We start from the raw sequence: 17,236 nt of genomic DNA, 5'->3' as shown, positions 1-17,236 counted from the left end.
CCCGCTCCCTCGGACGGTTCGAGGGGGCGGGGCTTCGTCGTGTGTCAGGTACGGGCGAGGGCCCGGGTGGTGGGTCAGCCGCTTTGGTGGGTGCGGGTGTCCGAGGAGGCCGGGGGGCGGGGATTGCCCGCGCGGACGATGGTGATCAGCCGGTCCGTCAGCTGGAGTTCGCCGAGGGTGGGGTCGTCGTAGCCGAGGACGCGGTGGCCCCGGACGACGCTGACCACGAGGTCTTCGGTCTGCCGGGCGGTGAGTCCCACCTCGGCCTTTATGACGGGGCGTTCCACGATGTCGAGCCCGCTGCCCTGGTGGATCAGGTCCTCCATGACGCGGCCCGCGCTGGGGCTGAGCACCGAGAGGCCGAGCAGCCGCCCGGCGGCGCTGGCGCTGGTGATGACCGCGTCCGCGCCGGACTGCCGCAGCAGCGGCGCGTTCTCCTCCTCGCGGACCGCCGCCACGATCTTCGCGCCACGGTTCAGCTGCCGTGCGGTGAGCGTGACCAGCACCGCCGTGTCATCGCGCTGGGTGGCGATGATGATCTGCCGGGCCTTCTGCACCTCGGCGCGGAGCAGGACGTCGCTGCGGGTGGCGTCACCGATCACCCCGACGAACCCCTCGGCGGTCGCGGCCTCGATGACCTTGCTGCTGGGGTCCACGATCACCACGTGGTCCTTGCTCAGCCCCGTCGCGCAGACGGTCTGCACCGCCGAGCGCCCCTTGGTGCCGAAACCCACGACAACGGTGTGGTCACGCAAGTTGGACCTCCAGCGGCTGAGCCGCCACTCCTCCCTGGTGCGCTCGGTGAGCACCTCCAGGGTCGTACCGACGAGAATGATCAGGAACACCACCCGCAGCGGGGTGATGACGAAGATGTTGGTGAGCCGGGCCCCGTCGCTGACCGGGGTGATGTCGCCGTAACCGGTGGTCGAGAGCGTGACGGTGGCGTAGTAGAAGGCGTCCAGCAGATCGACCGAGTCATCGGAGTTGTCCCCGTACCCGGCACGGTCGAAGTAGACGATCAGCGCCGTGCCGACCAGCACCGCCAAGGCCAGCAGCAGGCGCTTGCCGACCTGGCGCAGCGGTCGTTCGACCACCCGTTTGGGCAACTTGATGCGCCCGGTGACCAGATGTTCGTCGGCCTGACGGGCAATCGCGTCATGGCCTGGAAGTTTCACGTGAAACACACCCCAAGTGCGGACATGGACCAGGGAAGATCGAGAATCTCCAGTTCCCCGCCCGCCACGGCCCCGCCCGGCGGTACGACCGCCAGACCGTCGGCCACGGCGATCCCCCGCAGCATCGCCGGACCGCTGTAGTGCAGCGGCACGGCCGTGTCGTCGCTCAGCGCCACGGGGACCAGCCGGGTGTCGCCGGGGTGCCCCGTCACCTCCTCCCGGACCCGGGCCGGGTACGGCTCCGGGGCGGTACGACCCGCGAGGGTGCGGATCAGAGGTTCGGCGAGGGTCAGCAGCCCGGAGACCGCGGCGAGCGGATTGCCGGGCAGACCGACGAGGAACTGGGTCCGGCGGGCGGTGGGGGCCACCAGCCGGGCGAGCAGCATCGGATGGCCGGGACGGACCCGCACGCCGTCCACGAGGAGTTCGGCCCCGAGGCGTTCGAGGGTGGTGTGCACATGGTCGACCGGACCGGCGGCGGTGCCCCCGGTGGTCACGATCAGATCGGCGGTGGCGGCGGCCACCGCCCCGTACAGCTCCTTGGCGTCGTCGCCGAGGTGCCGGACTGCGGTGACCTCCGCTCCCAGGGCGCGGAGCCAGGGCGGCAGCAGCGGGCCGAGCGCGTCCCGGATCAGTCCGTCGTGGGGAAGCCCCTCCCGTAGCAACTCGTCACCGAGGACGAGCACCTCGACGGTGGGGCGCGGCACCACGGTGAGGGTGTCGTACCCGGCGGCGGCGGCGAGACCGAGGGCGGCCGGGGTCACCAGGGTGCCGGACGGCAGCAGGGGGTCGCCCCGGCGGCACTCCTGGGCCCGGGCGCGGATGTCCTGCCCCTGGGAGACCGGGCGGTCCGGGTGGAGCTGGCCGTGGTGGTCGGCGCGGGCGCGCTCGGTGCGGACCACGGCGGTGGTGTCCGGGGGGACCCGCGCCCCGGTGGCGATCCGGACGGCCTCGCCGTCGGTGAGGGGGAGGGGGCCGGTGTCCCCGGCGAGGAGGCCGTCCTCCCGGAGGGTCCAGGGCGCCGGACCCGACACCGCCCAGCCGTCCATGGCCGAGGTGTCGAACGGCGGGAGGTCGGTGAGGGCGGTCAGGGGTTCGGCGAGGACCAGACCGGGTGCGGTGCGCAGCGGGACGGCGACCGGTGCGCTGGCGCGGCGGGCGGCGGTGCCCGCGGCCTCGGCGAGGCGCCGTGCGGCGGGCCAGGGGACGGCGTGGGGCGCGCGCGGGGCGGTCCGCTCGGCGTCCGTTCCGGTTCCGGGTCCGGTGCCGTCGTGGTGGGGTCCGGCGGGGCCGGGGGCCGTTCCGGACGGGGTGTGGTGGTCGGGGCCGGGGGGCCGGGCGCCGCCCGGTGCCTGGTGCTTGCCGCGCCGTCGGCCGGTGGCGGGCTGGGCGCCGGGGGCTCCCGGGCGGTCCGTCGGGCCGGAGTGGCCCGCGTGACCGGGGTGGCCGACGTGGCCGGGGCTTCCCGGTTCTCCGGGGTGGCCCGGATCGCGGGTGAGGGCCTCGTACAGGGCCAGGTGGTCGTCGGGTGGCGGGGTGCTCATGAGGCACCGGGGTGGTCGGCACGGGGGGCCTCGGGGGCGGGGTCCGGGACGGCCGCGCGGGCGGGGACCGGTTCGGGAGGTTCCTCCGCCCAGCGGACGGCCAGTCCGGCGGCGCGGCGGGCGGCGGCGGCCACCGCCGCGGGGTCGCCCCCGGCGCGGGCGGCCGCGAAGCCGACGAGGAACGTCGTCAAGGGGGCCGCGGGACGGGCCACCCCGTGGGCGGCGTCCCGGGCGAGATCGAGCAGCAGCGCGGTGTCGACGTCGAGTTCGATGCCCAACTCGTCCTTGACCGCGGTCATCCATTCGTCCAGCACCCGTCCATGCTCCCTGATCCGTGCCCGGGCCGAGGCGATGTCCTCCCAGGTGTCGCAGTCGAAGGAGGCGACGGGATCGGTGAGCGTGGTCACGGAGAGCCGGGCCACGAGGTCCCGCAACGGCGCTCCGGCCAGGGTGCCGCGCTCCCGGGTGTGATCGGCCAGCGCCCGGCGCAGGGCGTCCGTGCGGTAGGCGGCGACCAGGGGCTGCGCCCGGCCGTCGGCGTCGGCGAGGAGCACCGCGTCGGCCCGGTCCGCGCGCAGGGCGGCGACCAGGCCGTGGACCGTCGCCGGGGTGAGGAACGGCAGATCGGCCGAGAGGGCCACCGTGACCGGGGCGGTGACCTGCCGTACCCCCGCGTCCAGCGCCGCCAGGGGACCCGTCCCGGACGGCTCCTCCCGGGCCCACCGCACCGGACGGGCGGTGGGGCGGGGCTCCGCGACGACGACGGTGGTCCGGGCGGTGCGGCAGGCGGCGAGGACCCGTTCGAGCAGCGCGCGCCCGCCCACCCGGACTCCTGGCTTGTCGGCCCCGCCGAGACGGCGGGCGGCGCCCCCGGCGAGGACCACGGCGTCATGGGCGCCGTCGTGCGCGGTCATCCCCCGAGTATGGGTCAGCCGCCGGGCGGGCGGGCCCCGGGGGCCGGGGAACCGATGGGTGGCCGGTGGGCCCGTGGGGTGGGGGGTTGTGGGACCGGTGAGTGGTCAGGGGGACTCGTGGGTGGTCAGGGGGACTCGTGGGTGGTCAGAGGGTGCGCAGCAGGACGGCGGGCTGTTCCACGCAGTCGGCGACGTAGCGGAGGAAGCCGCCCGCGGTGCCGCCGTCGCAGACCCGGTGGTCGAAGGTGAGCGTCAGCTCGACGACCTGGCGGACCGCCAGCTCCCCCTCGTGGACCCAGGGGCGCGGGATGATCCGTCCGACGCCGAGCATGGCGGCCTCGGGGTGGTTGATGACCGGGGTGGAGCCGTCGACGCCGAAGACGCCGTAGTTGTTGAGCGTGAAGGTGCCGCCCGTGAGCCGGGCGGGCCCGAGCGTGCCCGCCCGGGCGGCCTCGGTGAGCCGGACCATCTCCGCGTTCAGCGACTCCGTGTCCCGGGCGTCGGCGTCCTTGACGACCGGCACCACCAGCCCGCGCGGGGTCTGGGCGGCGAAGCCGAGGTGGACGGCGTCGTACCGGACGATCTCGCGGGCCTCGGTGTCGACGGTGGCGTTCAGCTCGGGGTGCCGGGCGAGCCCCGCCAGGCAGACCCGGGCGAGGAGGGCCAGCAGGGAGATCTTCGGCCCGTCCCCCGCGTTCATCGCGGCGCGCGCCCGCAGCAGCTCGGTGGCGTCCGCGTCGACCCAGACGGTCGCCTCGGGTATCTCGCGACGGCTGCGCGACAGCTTGTCCGCGACGGCGCCGCGCACGCCCCGCAGCGGGATCCGGGTGGTGCCCGCCGCCTGGGGACGGGCGGCGGGGCGGTCGGTGGAACGGTCGACGGCCGGGGTCCGGTCCGACGGGGCCGGGCGGCCGGTGACCGCCGGGACGGGTTCCTGTCCCGGGACGGGGCGCAGGGGGGTGCGGGCGGCGAGGGCGTACTCCACGTCCGCCCGGAGGATCAGCCCGTCGGGGCCCGATCCGGCCAGCTCGGTGAGGTCGATGCCGTGCTCCCGGGCCAGTCGGCGCACGATCGGCGAGATCACCGGGACGGGCCCCTCGGTCCGCGCGGCGGCGGGGAGGTCCCCGGAGGCCGGGCCGGTGCTCCCGGTGCCCGGGCCGGTGTCCCCGGGAGCCGCGTTCCGGGGCGCGACGAGCGGGGCGGGACGCACCCGGCGACGGCGGCGCGCGGCGGCGGTACCGGTGCCGTAGCCCACGAGGACGTTGCCCGAGGCCCCGTCGCCGCGATCGCCCGGTGCCCCCTCGGCGGAAGCGGCGGGAGCAGGGGAGACGGGGGAGCCCGAAGCGGTGCCGGTGCCGGTGCTGGTCTCCGTGTCGGCGGCGGGCACGGTTGAGGCACCCCTGGCGGACCCGGTGGCTCCGGTACCCCCAGCGGACCCGGTAGACCCGGCGGACCCGGTGTCCGGGGACGCGCCGTCGCGGGCCCCGGTGGCCCCGGCGCCCACCGCGACGGTGATCAGCGGTGCCCCGACGGGCAGCTCGGTGCCCTCCTCCCCGAACCGGGCGGTGACGACGCCCCCGTACGGGCAGGGCACCTCGACCATCGCCTTCGCGGTCTCCACCTCGACCACCGGCTGGTCGACGGCGACCACGTCACCGACCTGGACGAGCCAACGGACGATCTCCGCTCCGGTCAGCCCCTCTCCCAGATCGGGCAGTCTGAATTCCAGCACCTGTGCCATCAGCCCTCCGCCTCCCACTGAAGCCTGGCCACGGCATCCAGGATCCGGTCGACGCCCGGCAGGTGGTGCCGTTCGAGCATCGGCGGCGGATACGGGATGTCGAACCCGGCCACACGCAGTACTGGTGCCTCAAGGTAATGGAAGCAGCGCTCGGTGACCCGGGCGGCGATCTCCCCGCCCGGTCCGCCGAAGCCGTTGGCCTCGTGCACCACGACCGCGCGGCCCGTGCGGCGGACCGACGCGCAGACCGTCTCGTCGTCGAACGGGACCAGCGACCGGAGGTCCACCACCTCCAGGTCCCAGCCCTCCGCGACGGCCGCCCCGGCCGCCTCCAGACAGACCGGGAGGGAGGGCCCGTACGTCAGCAGCGTGGCCGTCCGGCCCGGGCGCCGCACCACCGCCCGGCCCAGCGGCGCCACGGTCTCGGGGTGCTCCGGGTCCCAGTCGGCCTTGGACCAGTAGAGCCGTTTGGGCTCCAGGAAGAGCACCGGGTCGTCGGAGGCGATCGACGCGCGCAGCAGCCCGTAGGCGTCCGCGACGGTCGCCGGGGTGACCACGTGCAGCCCCGGGGTGGCCAGGTAGTACGCCTCGGAGGAGTCACTGTGGTGTTCGACACCTCCGATGCCTCCGCCGTAGGGGACCCGGACGGTCAGCGGCAGGGACAGGACGCCACGGGTGCGGTTGCGCATCCGCGCGACGTGGGAGACGAGCTGCTCGAAGGCGGGGTAGGCGAACGCGTCGAACTGCATCTCCACCACGGGCCGGAGTCCGTACATGGCCATGCCCACGGCGGTGCCGAGGATGCCCGCCTCGGCGAGCGGGGTGTCCGCGCAGCGCTCCTCGCCGAACTCGGCGGCGAGGCCGTCGGTGATCCGGAAGACCCCGCCGAGCGCTCCGACGTCCTCTCCCAGGACGTGCACGGCCGGGTCCTCGGCGAGGGAGTCCCGCAGCGCGCGTCCCAGGGCCTGGGCCATGGTCGAGGGCTTCGTGGTGACGGCGGCGGCGCTCATCGTCCGGCCTCCGTTCCGGTGCCGGTGCCGGTGGTGGCGACGGGGTCCGTGCCGGGGCCTCCCGTACGGGCTCCGGGGGCGGGGCCCGACCCGGTGCCGGGCCCGGGGCCGGTGTCCGGACCGGGGGCGGGGCCCGGGTCCGGCCCGGTGTCCGTACCGGACGGATCGTCGTCGGCCTCCGCCGCGGCCAGTTCCGCGCGCAGCCGGGCGGCCTGTTCGCGCAGCTGGGGCGTCGGCTCCGCGTAGACGTGCGCGAACAGCTCCAGGGGGTCGGGCACCGGGTCCCGGTGCATCCGGGTCCGCAGATCGGCGGCCATCGCCTCGGCGGCCTCGTGGACGGTCCGCAGCGTCTCCTCGTCGAGCAGACCGCGTTCGGTCAGCTCCGCGGCCACCAGGTCGACGGGGTCGTGGCCGCGCCACACCTCGACCTCGGAGGCGTCCCGGTAGCGGCCCGCGTCATCGGCGTTGGTGTGGGCCTCGACGCGGTAGGTGACCGCCTCGACCAGGGTGGGTCCACCGCCCTCGCGCGCGTGGCGGACCGCTTCGGTGAGGACCTCGTGGACGGCGAGCACGTCGTTGCCGTCGACGAGCCTGCCGCGCATCCCGTATCCGACGGCCTTGTGGGCGAGGGAGGGGGCGGCGGTCTGCTTGGCGAGCGGGACGGAGATCGCGAAGCCGTTGTTCTGGACCAGGAAGACGACCGGGGCCCGCCACACGGCGGCGAAGTTCAGGGCCTCGTGGAAGTCGCCCTCGCTGGTGCCGCCGTCCCCGACCAGGGCGAGCGCCACCACGTCGTCGCCCTTGAGGCGGGCGGCGTGGGCGAGGCCGACGGCGTGCGGGAGCTGGGTGGCGAGGGGGGTGCTCAGCGGCGCCACCCGGTGGGCGAGGGGGTCGTAGCCGGTGTGCCAGTCGCCGCGCAGCAGGGTCAGCGTCTCCACCGGGTCCACCCCACGGGCGATCACGGCGAGGGTGTCCCGGTAGCTGGGGAACAGCCAGTCGCGGTCCGCTAGGGCGAGCGCGGCGCCGACCTGGCACGCCTCCTGCCCGGTGCTCGACGGGTAGACGGCGAGGCGGCCCTGCTTGGTGAGCGCGGTGGCCTGGGCGTTGAAGCGGCGGCCCCGGACCAGTTCGGCGTGGAGCCTGAGCACCAGCGCCGGGTCCACCTCACGGGCGGCCGGGGTGCCGAGCACGCGGTACGGCTCGGCGTCGGGCAGCAGGGGCGTGGGGTCGGTGCGCGGGGTCCAGGCGGGGGGCGGGGTGGGGGTATACGTCCCGTGCTGGTCCATGACCGGTGTGCTGCCGTGCCTGTTCACGTTCACGCGTGCACCTCCTCGTCGACAGGGCTCCTCGTGGGAGCGGTCGAGGCGCCGACGGGGGTGTGCGCCTCACCTACCGATTGTTCGGTCAGCGGCACATTCTGGCTACAGGCGCCGTCAGGCTGTGGACAAACGGCTATCCACAGCCTGGGATGGGCGCAGCACGTCCATGGTAAGGAGGCCGGGGGACATGGCGGCTGAACGAATGGTCCACGGGGCCGGTGGCAGGGCCGTCGACGGGGCTCTGAACAGGGCCGGGGCGGAGACCCGGGACGCGGCCAGGACGGAGACCCCGGGCGGAGCGGGGGCCGGGGCCCGGGGCGGAGCCGGGACGGACCCCGGGGACGCGCACGGGGCTGGTGGGACCGAGGGGGACGGTGGAGCCGGAGGGGTTTGTGGGGGCTGAAGAAGGCGAAGGCACTGAGCGGGCCAGAGTGGCCACGGGGAACAGAGGGAGTGGGGGTGCCGTGAGAACCACGGGTGCCGGAGAGAGCGGTGACCTCGGCGGGCAGGACACCGGGGGCGGGCGGGACGACACCGGGGGCGAGCTGGACACCGGGTACGAGCCGGAAGCCGGGTCCATACCCACGGCGCCCTCGCCGCTCCCCGCGCTCCCTCCCCCGCCGCCGTCCCTGCCGCCCCTCCCGCCGCTCCCGCCCCGTCCGCTGGACGCGATCGACCGGGACATCCTCCAGATCCTCCAGGCCGACGGCCGGGCCTCGATACGGTCGGTCGCCGAACGGGTCCACGTCTCGCGGGCCAACGCGTACGCGCGGATCAACCGGCTCATCGACGACGGGGTGATCCGGGGGTTCGGCGCCCGGGTGGACCACGAGCGGGCGGGGCAGGGCGCCTCCGCGTACATCACCCTGAAGATCGTCCAGAACTCCTGGCGCACGGTCCGCGAAGAGCTGCGCGCCCTGCCCGGGGCCGCGCACATCGCCCTGGTCAGCGGGGACTTCGACGTACTGCTACTGGTCCACTCCGCCGACAACCGGGCGCTGCGCGAGCTGGTGCTGACCCGGTTGCAGGCCATCCCCGAGGTGCTGAGCACCCGGACGCTGCTGGTCTTCGAGGAGGACCACCTCGATCCGGAGCCGTGACCGTCCCGGGAACGGACGGGCGGCCCCGGACCCGGACCCAGACCCAGACCCGGCGAGGCTAGGCGGCGGGGACAGCGGGGAGCTGCGGGGCGGCGGTCAGGGCTGGTGGCGCAGCCCCTCGAAGACCAGTCGGACGACGGCCTCGCGGACCTCCCGGTCGCCCTGGCCCCGGGTGTCGGGGCGGTACCACTCGACGATCGAGTTGATCATCCCGAAGACCAGCCGGGTCGCCAGCCGGACGTCCACGTCGGCGCGCACGTCGCCCTCGTCGGCGGCGGCCCTCAGCAGTTCGGAGACCCGGTGGTCGAACTCCCGGCGGCGCTCCAGGGCCCACCGTTCGGTGCCGGTGTTGCCGCGCACCCTCAGCAGCAGCGTCACGTAGGGGAGTTCGTCTATCAGCACCTCCACCATGCGCCGGGTGACGTGCTCCAGCCGCCGTACGGCGGGCCCCACGCGCGCGTGCTCCTCGTCGAGGATGCCGAACAGCCGGTCCAGGGCCCGGCTGACAGCCCGCCGCAGCAGCTCCTCCTTGCCGGTGACGTGGTGGTAGATCGACGACTTGGAGATGCCCGCCGCCTTGGACAGGTGCTCCATGGAGGTGCCGTCGTAACCGCGCTCGTTGAAGACGGTCACGGCGACCGCGAGCAGGGATTCCGGGGTGTACGTGTCGCGCTTCACGGCGGTCATGAGGCGGGCTCCCGCTTCTCGGAGGCGTAGGCGTGGCGGTAGAGCGCCAGCGAGGGGGCGTAGCGGCCCGAGGGGTCGCGCAGATGGAGGTCGTCCAGCAGGGAGTGGGCCCAGCTGCGGCCGAGCCGGTGGCTCCACTCGAAGGGCCCCAGCGGGTAGTTGACGCCGAGCCGCATGGCGGTGTCGACGTCCTCCTCGGTGGCGACGCCCCGGGCGACCGCGTCCATGGCGAGGTCGATCAGCCGGGCGACCGTCCGCGCCACGATCATCCCGGGCACGTCCCCGATGACGCTCACGTCCTTGCCGAGCGCCTGGAACAGCCCGACGGCCTCCCGCAGGGTGCGCGGGCTGGTGTCCTGGGAGGCGGCCAGGGCGATCCGGGTCGCGGTGCGGTAGTCCAGGGCCAGATCGAAGTAGACGACGTCCCGGAACTCCACGGAGGTCTGTCCGTCGGCCAGGGCGAGCTGTCCGCCGCCGGGCAGGATCAGCCGGGTGCCGTGGTCCTCGTCCTCCTCGCGCAGCGGGATGCCCGCCCCGCGTATCAGCTCCAGGAGCGTCCCGGCGGGCCCCAGGTCGCCCTCGACGACCACGTGGGCGGGCGGGGGCGCCGGTTCCGCGGTGTGCGGTTCGGGGCGTTCGGCGTCCTCCCCGTACGCGTACCAGCCGCGTCCCGACTTGCGGCCGAGGGCGCCCGACTCGACGAGGCGCCGCTGGGCGAGCGACGGGGCGAACTTCACGTCCCGGAAGAACGCCTCCCACACGGCGTGGGTGACGGCCTCGTTGACGTCCTGACCGATGAGGTCGGTGAGTTCGAAGGCGCCCATCCGGAAACCGCCGCTCTCGCGGAGCACCGCGTCGATGGTGGCCGGGTCGGCGCCCTGGTACTCGTGGACGGCGAACGCCTCGGCGTAGAAGGGCCGGGCGATGCGGTTGACGATGAACCCGGGGGTGTCCGCGCAGGCCACCGGGGTCTTGCCCCAGCCACGGGCGAGTTCGTAGGCGCGGGTGGCGGAGGCGAAGTCGGTGGCGGCGCCGGAGACCACCTCCACCAGCGGCAGCAGCGGCGCCGGGTTGAAGAAGTGCAGCCCCACGCAGCGGCCCGGCACCCGCAGGGCGCCCGCGACGGCGGTCACGGACAGGGACGAGGTGTTGGTGGCGAGCAGACAGTCCTCGCCGACGACGTCCTCCAGTGCGGCCAGCAGCCCCTGTTTGACGTCCAGCCGCTCCTGTACGGCCTCCACCACCACGTCCGCCCCGGCGAGCCCGGCGAGCGAGTCGACGGGCTCCAGACGGGCCAGGGCGGCGTCCCGGGCGGCGGCGTCCAGCCGTCCCTTGGTGACCAGCCGGTCGAGCCGTTCGCCGATCGCGGCGGCGGCCGCGGCGGCGCGCCCGGGCTCGGCGTCATGGAGCAGTACGGGGTGCCCGGCGGTCAACGCGACCTGGGCGATGCCCCGGCCCATGGTGCCGGTCCCCACCACGGCCACCGGACCGCTGAGGTCGATTGTCGTCATGCTCGCAGATCCTCCCGCACGGGGTTTTCCACAGGTTCGCCGGACCCCCTTGAACCGACCGATCGTTCGGTTACTCTAACTCTGTCCGCCCGTTCCTGCCCAGTTCGCCCGGCTCACGGCAGCCCGGCCCGAGGAGGAGTTGGTCCCCCATGCCCGCCGCACCCACCCCGCACCCGCTGATCGCCCGCCACCGACCCGTGCTGGACCGGGCCCTGGAGGCGATCGGCACCCGCGCGTACTGGTCCCCCCACCCCGAACACCCCAAGGCGTACGGCGAGGACGGCGGGCTGGGCCCCGAGGCGGGCGAGGCGGCCTTCGAGGCCCTCCTCGGCACCCGGTTCGACCTCGGCCAGCCCGGCACCGACGACTTCACCGGCGACGAGACCTCCCCCTACGGCCCGAAGCTCGGCGTCACCTACCCCCACCCGGACCCCGAGGTGCTGCTCCCCGCGATGCGCGCCGGACTGCGCGCCTGGCGCGAGGCGGGCCCCGAACTGCGCGCCACCGTCTGTCTGGAGGTCATCGCCCGGATCAACGCCCGGACGCACGAGTTCGCGCACGCCGTCATGCACACCAGCGGACAGGCGTTCATGATGGCGTTCCAGGCGGGCGGCCCGCACGCCCAGGACCGGGGCCTGGAAGCCGTCGCGCACGCCTACGCCGAGCAGGTCCGCGTCCCCGGGTCCGCCGAGTGGACCAAGCCCCAGGGCAAGCGCGACCCGCTGACCCTCGCCAAGCGCTTCACCCCCGTCGGCCGGGGCGTCGCCCTGGTCATCGGCTGCAACACCTTCCCCACCTGGAACGGCTACCCCGGCCTGTTCGCCTCGCTCGCCACCGGCAACGCCGTCCTGGTGAAGCCCCATCCGCGCGCGGTGCTGCCGCTCGCCCTCACGGTCCGTACCGCCCGCGAGACCCTCGCCGAGGCGGGCTTCGACCCGAACCTGGTGGCACTCGCCGCCGAACGCCCCGGCGAGGGGCTCGCGAAGACCCTCGCCACCCGCCCCGAGATCAGGATCGTCGACTACACGGGGTCCACCGGCTTCGGCGACTGGCTGGAGGCCCACGCCCGGCAGGCCCAGGTGTACACCGAGAAGGCGGGCGTCAACACCGTCCTCGTCGACTCCACGGACGACTACCGGGGCATGCTCGCCAACCTGGCCTTCTCGCTCTCCCTGTACAGCGGCCAGATGTGCACCACGCCGCAGAACCTGCTCGTCCCCCGCGACGGCGTCGCCACCGAAGCGGGCCACAAGAGCCGCGACGAGTTCACGGCGGACCTCGCGGCGGCGGTGGACGGCCTCCTCGGGGACGACGCCCGCGCGCTCGCCCTGCTCGGCGCCCTGGTCAACCCGGCCGTACGGGAACGGCTGGAGGCCGCCCCGGACCTCGGCGAGGTCGTCCTCGCCTCCCGTACCGTCCACCACCCGGACTTCCCGGACGCCGTGGTCCGCACCCCCGCCCTCGTCGCCCTGGACGCCACCGGGCCCACGGGGGACGCCGAAGCCCCCTACCTGGACGAGCACTTCGGGCCCGTCTCCTTCGTGGTCACCACCGGGTCGACGGAGGCGTCGACCGAGCTGCTGCGCCGCACCATCCGGGAGAGGGGGGCGATGACGGTCGGCGCGTACACCACCTCCGAGGAGGTGGCGCGGGCCGTCGAGGAGGTCTGTCTGGAGGAGTCCGCACAGCTCTCCCTCAACCTCACCGGCGGCGTCTACGTCAACCAGACCGCCGCCTTCTCGGACTTCCACGGCTCGGGCGGCAACCCCGCGGCGAACGTGGCCCTGTGCGACGCGGCGTTCGTCGCCAACCGCTTCCGGGTGGTGGAGGTGCGGGGCACGGTGTGACCGGCCGACGGCCGGGGCTCCGGGCCGTCCGGGGCGAGCCGGGCCGACCCGGTCCGGTCCGTCCGGTCCGGCGGCACGGTCGGGGTGGTGGACGTGGCGGGCGTTCCGGCGTCCACCGGTCGCCGTCGGACGGGCCCGGCGCCGCCGTCGCCGTGGTGGCGCTCCGGCCAGGTGTCACGGCCGTTGGGACGGCCGTCGTGACGGGTACGGGGCGGGGACGGCGGTCCAGCGGTCCAGCGGTCCAGCGGTCCAGCGGTCCAGCGGTCCAGGGTCAGACCGTCGGGCCGCCGGGCGCGTTCTTCCGGGCCGACCAGTGGAACAGCGCCATGGCCACGCTGGTGGCGAGGTTGTAGCTGGAGACGCCCGGGTTCATCGGCAGGGACACCAGCCGGTCGGCCCGGTCCCGCAACGCGTCCGACAGCCCGGTGCGTTCGGAGCCGAAGGCGAGGACCGCGTCGTCGGGGAAGGCGACGTCCCGGATGTCGTCCCCCTCGGCGTCGAGGGCGAACAGGGGCCCGTCGGGCAGCTCCGCCACCTCGTCCACCCGTTCCACGGCGGTCGCGAAGTGCAGCCCGGCGCCACCCCGGACGACGGTGGGGTGCCAGGGGTCCAAGGGGCCCGTGGTGATCACTCCGGTCGCCCCGAACCCCGCCGCGAGGCGCACCACCGCGCCCGCGTTGCCCAGGTTGCGGGGCTGGTCGAGCACGACGACGGGGGCGGTGCGCGGCAGCCGGGCCAGCGCGTCGAGGTTGGCGGCCCTCGGGGGCCGTTCCGCCAGCGCGGCGACGGCGGTGGGGTGGAGCCGGGGCACCAGCCCGCGCAGCCGCGCCCCGTCCACCTCCACCAGCAGCGCGTCGAGCGGCGCGGCCACGTCGGGGGCCAGCTCCGCCGCCAGGGCGAGGACGGCGTCACGGTCCACGGTCAGGGCGACCGGGACGCGCGCACCGAAGCGGAGGGCGTGCTTCAGGGCGTGGAACCCGTCCAGCAGCACGGAAGCGTCGGCCAGCCGCCGCCAGGCGCGTACGGCCTCTTCGGCACCGCCGAGGCCGTCGGCACCGTCGGCGCCGCCGAGGCCATCGGGACCGTGGGCGCTATCGGGACCGTGGGCGCCTACGGGACCTTCGGCGCCTTCGGAGCCCTCGGTGCTGGCGGGGCCGTCGGGACTGACGGGGGTGCCAGGACCGACAGGGCCGTCGGAGCCGTCGGGGTGCGGGGGGCCGCCCGTCGCGTTCATGCCGGTCAGCCTACGTGCGACGGGGGCGGACCCGTACGGTCCGCCCCCGTCGCACCTACCGCCTTCCGTCCCGTCCCGGGGCCGTACGCCTCAGCGCAGGGTCTTCGTGGACGGGGCGGGCGCGACCGCCTCCCCGGGCGGTGACGGTCGCGGTGGAGCGTCCGGCGGGGTGTCGGTCCCCCCGGCGCGCGGAGCGGCGGCCCCGGCCCCGTCGCCGTTCCCTCCCTCGGACGGGGCCCGCTCCGACTCGGCCGGCGCGGTCGCCGCGCCCGGCACCTTCCGGAGGCCCGGGACGCCGAGTCGGCCGAGGCCCCGGAGCAGTCTCCGCCAGACCCGTTCCGCCCGGCGGCCGACCCTCCGCAGGAACGACGTCGGCAGGAACACCGCGTCGGCGGCGATCATCGCCAGGGAGAAGAACGGCAGCCCCAGGGTCACCGCGATGACGCTGTGCTCCAGGATCATGATCGCCAGGAGCACGTTCTTCACCTTGCGGTTGAACAAGGTGAACGGGAAGGCGACCTGGACGATGACCGTGCCGTAGGTGACGAGCATGACGAAGGTGCCGGACTGCGTCATCAGGTCGGAGAGCGCGGGCCACGGCGAGAAGTAGTCCAGGTGCAGCGGGTAGTAGGCGGCCGTGCCGTCCTGCCAGCGGCTGCCCTGGACCTTGTACCAGCCCGCGGTGGCGTAGATCAGACACGCCTCCGCCATGACGACGAACAGGCCCGCGTTGTGGACCGTGTTGGCGATGACGTCCAGCAGACGGCGGTTCGGGTGGTCGGGTCCGCCCCGTTCGGCCCCCCACCACAGGCCGAGACCGGCCCACACCGTCCAGAAGACCAGCAGCCAGCCCCATCCGGCCTTGCCGCTGAAGGTGACGGCCGACAGGGCGACGCCGAGGACCCACCACAGGGCGGGCCCCGCCCAGTCCTCGCGGACGCGCTCCCCGCGCGCGAGGGCCGCGCTCCGCAGCCGCGCCCGGCGGGCGTCCAGGGACCACACCTGGCCGCATCGGGTGAGCACCAGGTAGATCGCCATCAGATGGATGACGTTGTCGCCGCCGTCCCCTATGAAGATGCTGCGGTTCTGGAGGGACAGCACCCCGACCATGAACAGCACGGACATGGTGCGGGTGCGCCAGCCCAGCATCAGCAGGAAGCTCGACAGCACGGCGATCCCGTAGACCAGCTCGAACCACAGCGCGCTCTGGGACCACATGAGCACCGTGAACGAGCCGTTCTCGGCGATCAGGTCCCGGGCCATCTCCCAGCCCCACGGCCCGTCCGGCCCGTACAGCTCGTGGCGGTGGGGCAGTTCCCGCAGCAGGAACAGCAGCCAGGTGAGGGAGAAGCCGATCCGGATGACCGCTGACTGATAGGGGCCCAGGGCACTGCCCGTGACCAGGTTGACCCCGCGCGCGAACACGCCGCCGACGTCTTTCACCGTGTCTCCGACGCCCTTCACCGTGCCGCCTCCGTCCGGTCCGTACCGGCCGTGCGGCCCGTGCCGTCGTCCCGCGTGCGCGGGTCACCCGCCGCCGTCAGCGGCCTGTCCTCGTCGGTCACCGGCCACCAGGGCATCTCCCGGTGGACCGGACGGGTGTCGATGGTCTCGTCGCTCCAGGACGGGGGCGCCACGTTGGTGGTGGCGGCCCGCACCTGGACCCGCTCGATGACCGCTCCGCGCCCGTCGGGTTCCGCGTCCAGCAGCCGGTCGAGCCGCATCACGACGATGCGCCGCAGATAGCGGTCGGAGAGGTTGCCGCGGAGCCCGGTGGGACGGTTCTCGGCGTCGTGGGACGAGGCGAAGAAGTCCCAGGCGCGGCGGAGCTGGTTCTGCTGGGTGTGGCTCGGCACGAGGTTGCCGTCGATGCCCTCGCCGTCGAGCGCGGTCAGGTCGTACCAGTCGGTGGTGCGCGCCCCGCCGTCCGCGTCCCGCAGGTCCGCCCGGGCCTGGACGGCGATGTTCTGCTGCAGCGGGTTCGGGGCGAACAGCTTCCAGTTCTGCTCGAACTCGGGCAGGACCCACTCGTTCACCCGCTCGCTGTGCTGCTTGGTGAGCGTGTTGGAGGGCGCCACGTGCAGGAACACCATGGCGAGGTGGATGCCGGTGACGACGACGACCAGCGCGAGCACGATGGCGGCGGTGATCTGCTGCCCCAGGGGCAGCCCCGCTATGCCCGGCCTGGGCGGGGGCGGGGGGCCGGTGGGGGGCGGTCCGGCGGGGGCGGTCCCGTCCGGTCCGCTCGGTCCGGACGGGCCATCCGTTCCGGACGGTGCGTCCGGTCCGGGCCGTCCGCTCCATCCGCTCCGTCCGGGCTGTCCGGTCGGCACGCCGGGCGTTGACGGCGCGCTCGGTCCGAACGGTCCCGGGGCCCCGAACGGTCCGCTCGGTCCAGGTGGTCCGAACGATCCGGACGGTCCCGGTGATCCGGACGACCTGAGGTTTCCCGATGGCGCGGACGGCCCGGCGGGGGCAGCCCACACGCCCGCACCCGAGGACGTTCCCGGCACCGGGCCCGTGCCCGGACCCTTGTCCGCCGCCGTGGCCGGAGCCATGCCGCCCCCGGCGCCCCCGGCGGCGTCCGTCTCCGCGTCCGTCTCCGGGGCCGTGGCCGGAGCCATGCCGTCCCCGGCGCTCCCGGCGGCGGCATCCGTCCCCGTGGCCCGGGAACCCTCCGCTTCCTCCGGGCGCTCCACGCTCCTCGCGGCCCCCACGGGCTCATCGGCCCCTGTACGCCCGGCGGCCCCCGCACGCGCCGTGGCCGACGCGGTCTCGGCCGCTGGGGCCTCCGCAGCCGCCGCGGCCTCAGCGGCCCGCGCGCTCTCCACGGCGCCGGGAGCCCCGGCGCCGTCCCCGGGGTCCGTCTCCCGGTCCCCTCCCGGGCGCCCGGAGGCCCCGGTTCCGGCGGCGCCGCGCGCCCCGCTCTCGTACGACTCCATGCTCGTCCGCTCCCCGCTCCCTGTCCCCGTTCCGCGCCGCCCCTGTCACTTCCGCATCGGAACGGTACTCAGGGCGGCCCGCCCCGCACAGCGCCCTGGGGTTATCCACAGGGTTGACACCCTACGGGGGCGGACTCACCATGGAGACAACTAACCGAACGATCGGTCGGCCCGAGAGGGCGGCCCGGCCCGGACGGAACCCGGCCCCGGAC

The 17,236-nt window shown here is 74.8% G+C and carries 13 protein-coding genes; 2 read left to right on the top strand and 11 right to left on the bottom strand.

The genetic code is table 11. The annotated features are described in order from the left end of the window. Nucleotides 1-74: 74 nt before the first annotated feature. The 6 genes from ACVWNX_RS17455 to pdhA form a co-directional block, all read right to left on the bottom strand. On the bottom strand, nucleotides 75-1,184 hold the full coding sequence (locus ACVWNX_RS17455) for a potassium channel family protein (RefSeq protein ID WP_454408034.1): 1,110 nt from the start codon (nucleotides 1,182-1,184) through the stop codon (nucleotides 75-77). Beyond that, nucleotides 1,172-2,719: a molybdopterin molybdotransferase MoeA gene (locus ACVWNX_RS17450; protein WP_454408032.1), complete on the bottom strand. Its 1,548-nt coding sequence runs from the start codon at nucleotides 2,717-2,719 to the stop codon at nucleotides 1,172-1,174. The genes ACVWNX_RS17455 and ACVWNX_RS17450 overlap by 13 nt, the downstream gene beginning before the upstream one ends. After that, nucleotides 2,716-3,633: an NTP transferase domain-containing protein gene (locus ACVWNX_RS17445; protein WP_454408030.1), complete on the bottom strand. Its 918-nt coding sequence runs from the start codon at nucleotides 3,631-3,633 to the stop codon at nucleotides 2,716-2,718. The genes ACVWNX_RS17450 and ACVWNX_RS17445 overlap by 4 nt, the downstream gene beginning before the upstream one ends. 145 nt (nucleotides 3,634-3,778) lie before the next feature. Continuing rightward, complete coding sequence (locus ACVWNX_RS17440) at nucleotides 3,779-5,374, bottom strand: dihydrolipoamide acetyltransferase family protein (protein WP_454408029.1); 1,596 nt, start codon at nucleotides 5,372-5,374, stop codon at nucleotides 3,779-3,781. Then, on the bottom strand, nucleotides 5,374-6,384 hold the full coding sequence (locus ACVWNX_RS17435; protein ID WP_454408027.1) for an alpha-ketoacid dehydrogenase subunit beta: 1,011 nt from the start codon (nucleotides 6,382-6,384) through the stop codon (nucleotides 5,374-5,376). Before ACVWNX_RS17435 ends, ACVWNX_RS17440 begins: the two co-directional genes overlap by 1 nt. After that, a complete protein-coding gene (gene pdhA, locus ACVWNX_RS17430; protein ID WP_454414815.1) occupies nucleotides 6,381-7,670 on the bottom strand; it encodes a pyruvate dehydrogenase (acetyl-transferring) E1 component subunit alpha in 1,290 nt (429 codons plus the stop codon). Before pdhA ends, ACVWNX_RS17435 begins: the two co-directional genes overlap by 4 nt. A gap of 578 nt (nucleotides 7,671-8,248) precedes the next feature. Between pdhA and ACVWNX_RS17425 the strand changes: the two genes are divergently transcribed. After that, entirely contained in the window at nucleotides 8,249-8,803 is a 555-nt protein-coding gene (locus ACVWNX_RS17425; protein WP_454414814.1) for an Lrp/AsnC family transcriptional regulator, read from the top strand. A 96-nt stretch (nucleotides 8,804-8,899) separates the two neighbouring features. Here the strand turns inward: ACVWNX_RS17425 and ACVWNX_RS17420 are convergent, their stop codons facing one another. Both ACVWNX_RS17420 and ACVWNX_RS17415 read right to left on the bottom strand, forming a co-directional pair. Beyond that, a complete protein-coding gene (locus ACVWNX_RS17420; protein WP_454408025.1) occupies nucleotides 8,900-9,490 on the bottom strand; it encodes a TetR/AcrR family transcriptional regulator in 591 nt (196 codons plus the stop codon). Then, a complete protein-coding gene (locus tag ACVWNX_RS17415) occupies nucleotides 9,487-11,001 on the bottom strand; it encodes a 3-hydroxyacyl-CoA dehydrogenase (protein WP_454408024.1) in 1,515 nt (504 codons plus the stop codon). The genes ACVWNX_RS17420 and ACVWNX_RS17415 overlap by 4 nt, the downstream gene beginning before the upstream one ends. A gap of 149 nt (nucleotides 11,002-11,150) precedes the next feature. Here ACVWNX_RS17415 and paaN point away from each other — a divergent pair, with 149 nt between their 5' ends. Then, a complete protein-coding gene (gene paaN, locus ACVWNX_RS17410) occupies nucleotides 11,151-12,848 on the top strand; it encodes a phenylacetic acid degradation protein PaaN (protein WP_454408022.1) in 1,698 nt (565 codons plus the stop codon). Nucleotides 12,849-13,119: 271 nt separating this feature from the next. Here the strand turns inward: paaN and ACVWNX_RS17405 are convergent, their stop codons facing one another. The 3 genes from ACVWNX_RS17405 to ACVWNX_RS17395 all read right to left on the bottom strand — a co-directional run bounded on the left by ACVWNX_RS17405 (nucleotide 13,120) and on the right by ACVWNX_RS17395 (nucleotide 16,415). Further along, the gene (locus tag ACVWNX_RS17405; protein ID WP_454414813.1) at nucleotides 13,120-13,854 is read right to left on the bottom strand and encodes a TrmH family RNA methyltransferase; all 735 of its coding nucleotides are present in this window, start codon (nucleotides 13,852-13,854) and stop codon (nucleotides 13,120-13,122) included. 318 nt (nucleotides 13,855-14,172) lie between these two features. Further along, nucleotides 14,173-15,546, bottom strand: a complete 1,374-nt coding sequence (locus ACVWNX_RS17400) for an HTTM domain-containing protein (protein WP_454408020.1) — start codon at nucleotides 15,544-15,546, stop codon at nucleotides 14,173-14,175. Further along, entirely contained in the window at nucleotides 15,543-16,415 is an 873-nt protein-coding gene (locus ACVWNX_RS17395; protein ID WP_454408019.1) for a DUF5819 family protein, read from the bottom strand. The genes ACVWNX_RS17400 and ACVWNX_RS17395 overlap by 4 nt, the downstream gene beginning before the upstream one ends. Nucleotides 16,416-17,236: the final 821 nt, after the last annotated feature.

The sequence above is a fragment of the Streptomyces sp. JNUCC 64 genome (assembly GCF_054484115.1).
This window is presented reverse-complemented; position numbering and strand designations above follow the sequence as displayed.